This is a genomic window from Enterobacteriaceae endosymbiont of Donacia simplex, assembly GCF_012568645.1.
In the GTDB taxonomy this organism is placed as follows: domain Bacteria; phylum Pseudomonadota; class Gammaproteobacteria; order Enterobacterales; family Enterobacteriaceae.
On sequence record NZ_CP046193.1, the window covers coordinates 1 to 5,216 of the forward strand.

The following is a 5,216-nucleotide window of genomic DNA, read 5'->3' on the forward strand; positions in this document are numbered from 1 at the left end:
ATGAAAAAAAAATTTATAATTTTTAAAATTTTAAATAAATTACAAAAAATGCTAGTAGCTATTTTTTTTATGTACTTATTATTTATACCTAAAATTAATGGGGTAATAAATATAAATAAAAAATCTAATAACTTAAATTTTTATGTTTTAAAAAAAATAAAAAAGGAATATTTTTTTTTTATAGAAAAAAATAAAGAAATATTTAATGATAATTATATGAAAAAAGTTTTAGATAAAGGAAATTTATTTATTCAAGATAATAATAATTTTAATAAACCTTTATCTAAAACAGAAATAATGCAGGATAATATAAGAAAACATTTAAATAACAATAACTATTTAGATAATTATAAATTAAGTTCTTTTTTTTCAGAAGAAAAAAAAGAAAGTAATCAGAAAAATCCATTTTATTATTACCTATTAACAAAAAAAAATTTTTTAAATAAAGAAGAATTTTTAGAAAATATAAAATCAATTATTATTGATAGTTTCAATAATGAAATTAACAAAAAAGTTCAATCTAGTTTCTATAAATTATTTAATAAATTTAAAATAAACGGGAAAACTTCCATAAAAATTAAATTAAATGAAAATTTAAATCTTAATAATTCAGAAATTAGTTTTTTGTTACCTTTAATAGAGAGAAATAATTACATTTTTTTTTTACAAAATAGTACACATAAAACCGATAATAGAAATCAAAATAATTTTGGTTTAGGTTTAAGAAAATTTTCTTTTGAAAATGATTATTTGTTAGGAGTAAATAGTTTCTTAGATTATGATTTTTCATTAGAAAATACAAGATTAGGGTTAGGTTTCGAATTTTGGAAAGAATTCATTAAATTTAATATTAATATATATTATGGTTTAAGTCGATGGTGGCATCATAATATGGATAATTTAAATAATAATAAATTTTTTAATGACATAAATGATGATGAATTTTATTCAAAACCAGCTACAGGATTAGATTTTAAAATTAAAGGATATTTTCCTTCAGTACCAGAATTAGTATTTAAATTAGATTATTCTAAATATTTTGGAAATGTAGGGTTTAAAATAAATAGTAATGGAAAAAATTATGAAAAAATATTCTCTGATCCTTTCTTTTCTTTTTCTATTGATTATAATCCAATACCTCTTTTAACTTTTAATATTAAAAGATTACAAACATTGGGAAAAGGTAATTTCCAATTTGGAATAAGTATTAATTTAAATTTAAATTCTTCTTTTTATAATCAAATACATACAAAAATTAATGATGTTTTTTCTTCATCTTATGATCATAAATATGATTTTGTGGATAGAAATAACAACATGATGTTAAAATACAGAAAAAAATATATAATTAAAATATTTGCAAAAAAAGAAATTATTGGTCCTCCTAGAGGACGACATTTTTTAGAAATGAATGTTACTCATATTAATCAAATAAGTAATATATTTTTTTATGTTGATAGTATTTTTTTACAAAGAGGTGGTTCAGTTGGATTATATAATAATGATAGCCATAATAAAAATGATTATATGATGCATTTACCAAATTATGATTTTCAAAATATTAATAGTAATAATTATGTATTAAAAATTGTTGCAATTGATGTATTAGGTAATAAAGATATATTTTATATGAGGATAGAAGTTTTACCTCCTTCATTAAATAAAAAATTTTCAACTTTAAGTATTTATCCTAAAAGGATATTAATAGATTCTTCTGAAAAAGCAAAAATAGTTTTTGAAGCGAGAGACTCTGATAATGAATTATTAACAAATTTACAAGATGTTAGTTTTATAGTAGAAAGATTTACCACATATGATAAACATAATATACATATAAGTACTGTAAAGGAGTATCCAAAAGGCACTTATTCTGCATTTATTACTAGTTCATCTTATGGATCTGCTTTATTTAAAGTAAAAATTGGTGATAAAATAATTAAAGATATTAATGATACAGTTGAATTTATTGCACCTTCTGTAGATAATATGGTATTAAAAATTGATTCTAAAAATCTTACTGCAAAAGTTAATGAATCAATTAAATTATTAATAATAGTTTATGATAAACATGGTAAAAAATTAAAATTTTCTGATGTTGAGATAAAAAATGTTATGGCAGTAGATCAACATGGAGAAGTTAGAAAAGATAGTGGTGAAATTCATATTGAAGACATTACTCATAAAAAATCTTATGATGGTAAATATTTTTTCTTAATAACAGATGAAAATGGGGAATTAAGACTTAAAATATCTGATCCTCATGGTATTGGAGTTAGAACTTATTTTAAAATTATTGCAAATAATTATGTTTCAAAAAAGATAGATTTAATTTTTACAGTACCTACAAGTCCTAAAACTATTTTAGCAAAAATGTATGGTCATATGCCTGATTTTATACTTTTTAATGGCATGAAGTTTAAAAGACCTACTTTAAGTATTGAACGTCTTGGAGATCAAGTAAATCATAATTTAAATGAAGATTGGACAAAATTTACTTGGTTTAATGCAGACGCATTTTGTAAATCACAAAATGCTCGATTACCAACAAAAGATGAGTTAATAGATTTTTATAATGCTCATCCAGGAGATGATTTAATTAGTAATTATGGATGGCCTATAGTTGAAAAATCTTTTAGCATGTTTTGGACTTCAACTCCTAAAATAAATATGTATTTTCCCGATCCATTACATTATCATGTTGATTTTATTACAGGTAAAATAGATCAAGGTATTGTAGGTAATATTTTCCCTTTTATTTGTGTTGATGATAATTAGTCATAAATATATAAAAAATTTTAGTAAAATAAAAAAAAATATTTTATTTTTTTTCTAAAACTAAAAAATTAGTTTGATTATTTATTTTATTTGTTATGTTATTTTTTACAATTTTTAATTTATAAAATTTAGCTGAAATTTTATTTCCTATAGCTGCAAAATTTTTTGAAGAATTCTTTTTAATAAATTTCATTGCAAATGAAGAACTAGAACAATATTTTATCCCCCATTTAGGGAATTTATTAATAAATAAACTACATTGTTTAAATGGTTCAGGATGACTAAAAACTGTTTTTATTTCACATAAAACTATATTTTCTTTATTAGTTACTAAACAATGTTTTATAGGTAACGTAATTTTTTTTTTTATACGTAAAAAAAAAATATTACTTTTTAATAATGTTAAAACATCTTTTATTACCCCTGTATAATTATTATATATAGGTATAATAGCAAAATTAATAATTCCAATTTTTACGTATAAAAAAATTTCATTGAAATTTTGACAACTTATATTAATAAGAGTTTTTTTAAAAAAACTCTTATTAATATAAGTTAATGTAGCTAAATGAGAATAGCTTCCTTTTGGACCTAAAAACGCAATACTTTTATAATATTTTTTTATAAATTTTTCTTTTATAAAATTTTGAATATCATAATTAATAATAATGTTATTATTTTTGTCAGAATAAATATTATTTTTAATAATTTTTAACATGTTAAAATAGAAAAAATTAATTTTTTCTATTTTAACATAAATAAAAAAAATTAAAATTATTTTTTTATAATATGAACAATATCATTTTCATCTATCCAACATTTCCACCCAGTTGCCAAAGATACTTCATATAACGATTTTTTTAAAATTTGTCTAAATTTCCATAACATTAATATATGACTTCCACATAGTTCTTTTAAAGTCTTTACTTTATAAGGTAGAGGGGTATTATTATGAGAACAAAAAAAACAATGAATCCATTGTGATAATTGTTTACCTTTTAGTTTTCTCCTTTCTTTTAAAGAAATTGCTGTCCACATAGAATCTATAAAAAAAGAAATTATATTTTTATTTAATAAAATAATATTTTTTTTTGTTTTATCATTTCTATACCATTCATGTAATAAATGACCTATATAAAAATAATCATTATAATTTATTTCTATACTACAAATAGACAATCTTATTAAAGATGATTTAAGCCACTCATAATCTTTTTTCCCTGTTTTTCTATCTATTGACTTTAAAAAAGAATAAGTAGAAAAAATTACTTTCTCTCCTAAAGGGACCTTAGTAAATAAATATAAACATTCTAACCATACATCTAAATCAGCTTGATCTAAACTTTCACCTGTAAAACGTATAAAAAAACCATTTAATGATGTTTTTAAGACATTTTTTTCATATTTTCTATTCCCTTTTTTTATTATTCCAAAAAGAGAACTACGTAGTATAATATTTGGTATAGCCCTTTTATTTTTTGAAATATTAGGAAAATATTTTCTTATATTAAAACTACTTTTTTCTATATATTTAATTGATTTACAACAAAATATACTATTTTTTGTTTCTTTCTTCTTTTTTAAAATGTTACTTTTCTTAATTAATAAGTTAATTCTATTGTAAAATAATTTTTTACGCATTTGAAGTTAAAACAAAATTTATATTTTACACACAAAAAATTTATTATTTTCTTTATATTTATTTTTTATGTTTTTATATTTTTTATATTTTGATTAATCAAATAATTATTCAAAATAAATATTCAATAAAAAAATGTTATTTTAATAAAAATGAATATTTTATTCCCCGTTTATTTTTTTCTATACTAATAAAATATCAATTTAGAATACAAAAATGATTTTTAAAAACTAAATTTTTTTATTTAATTTTAATTTATATTTTACTCACCCTTTGGAAAAACCTTAAAATAAACAAATTATCTAATATAAATAAATTATTTAACTCTACTATATTATTTTATTATTTAAAGTTTATGAATGTTTAATTACTTTTTTTTATTTTAAATTTCATTATCAATGAAATAAATATTATTTAATTAAATTTATCTCATATAGTACTAAAATTATTTTTAAATGTCAAATATTTTTTTATAAAAAACTCCTATATAAATTTTCTTGAAAAAAATTTTGATAAAAATTAAATAAGTCACACGGGATAACAAGTAGGGGGCACGGGATAACAAGTAGACAAACACGGGATAACAAGTAGACAAACACGGGATAACAAGTAGGCATATATATATATATATATAAATATATTTTTTCTTTATAATCATTTATAAACAATTATAATCTTTTTTTTTTTTTATTTAATTAAATATTGAAAAGAAAAAAAAAAAGTGTATAATAAAAAAATATATGAATGTTATTAAAATTTAAATAAAATTTCATTAAACAAAAAAAATAAGTTAAATAAAATA

General features: G+C 19.1%; 3 protein-coding genes. 1 reads left to right on the plus strand and 2 read right to left on the minus strand.

Going from position 1 to position 5,216, the window contains the following annotated elements; translation table 11 throughout:
- Positions 1 to 2,775, plus strand: a complete 2,775-nt coding sequence (locus GJU00_RS02270; protein ID WP_211080574.1) for an inverse autotransporter beta domain-containing protein — start codon at positions 1 to 3, stop codon at positions 2,773 to 2,775.
- Positions 2,776 to 2,818: 43 nt separating this feature from the next.
- Here the strand turns inward: GJU00_RS02270 and GJU00_RS02255 are convergent, their stop codons facing one another.
- The gene (locus GJU00_RS02255; RefSeq protein ID WP_168893694.1) at positions 2,819 to 3,493 is read right to left on the minus strand and encodes a prephenate dehydratase domain-containing protein; all 675 of its coding nucleotides are present in this window, start codon (positions 3,491 to 3,493) and stop codon (positions 2,819 to 2,821) included.
- Positions 3,494 to 3,549: 56 nt separating this feature from the next.
- On the minus strand, positions 3,550 to 4,416 hold the full coding sequence (gene trfA / locus GJU00_RS02260; RefSeq protein WP_168893695.1) for a plasmid replication initiator TrfA: 867 nt from the start codon (positions 4,414 to 4,416) through the stop codon (positions 3,550 to 3,552).
- Positions 4,417 to 5,216: the final 800 nt, after the last annotated feature.

Coding starts and splice junctions, on each gene's coding strand:
- GJU00_RS02270 (WP_211080574.1), top strand. CDS start 1: ATGAAAAAAAAATTTATAATTTTTAAAATTTTAAATAAATTACAAAAA.
- GJU00_RS02255 (WP_168893694.1), bottom strand. CDS start 3,493: ATGTTAAAAATTATTAAAAATAATATTTATTCTGACAAAAATAATAAC.
- trfA (WP_168893695.1), bottom strand. CDS start 4,416: ATGCGTAAAAAATTATTTTACAATAGAATTAACTTATTAATTAAGAAA.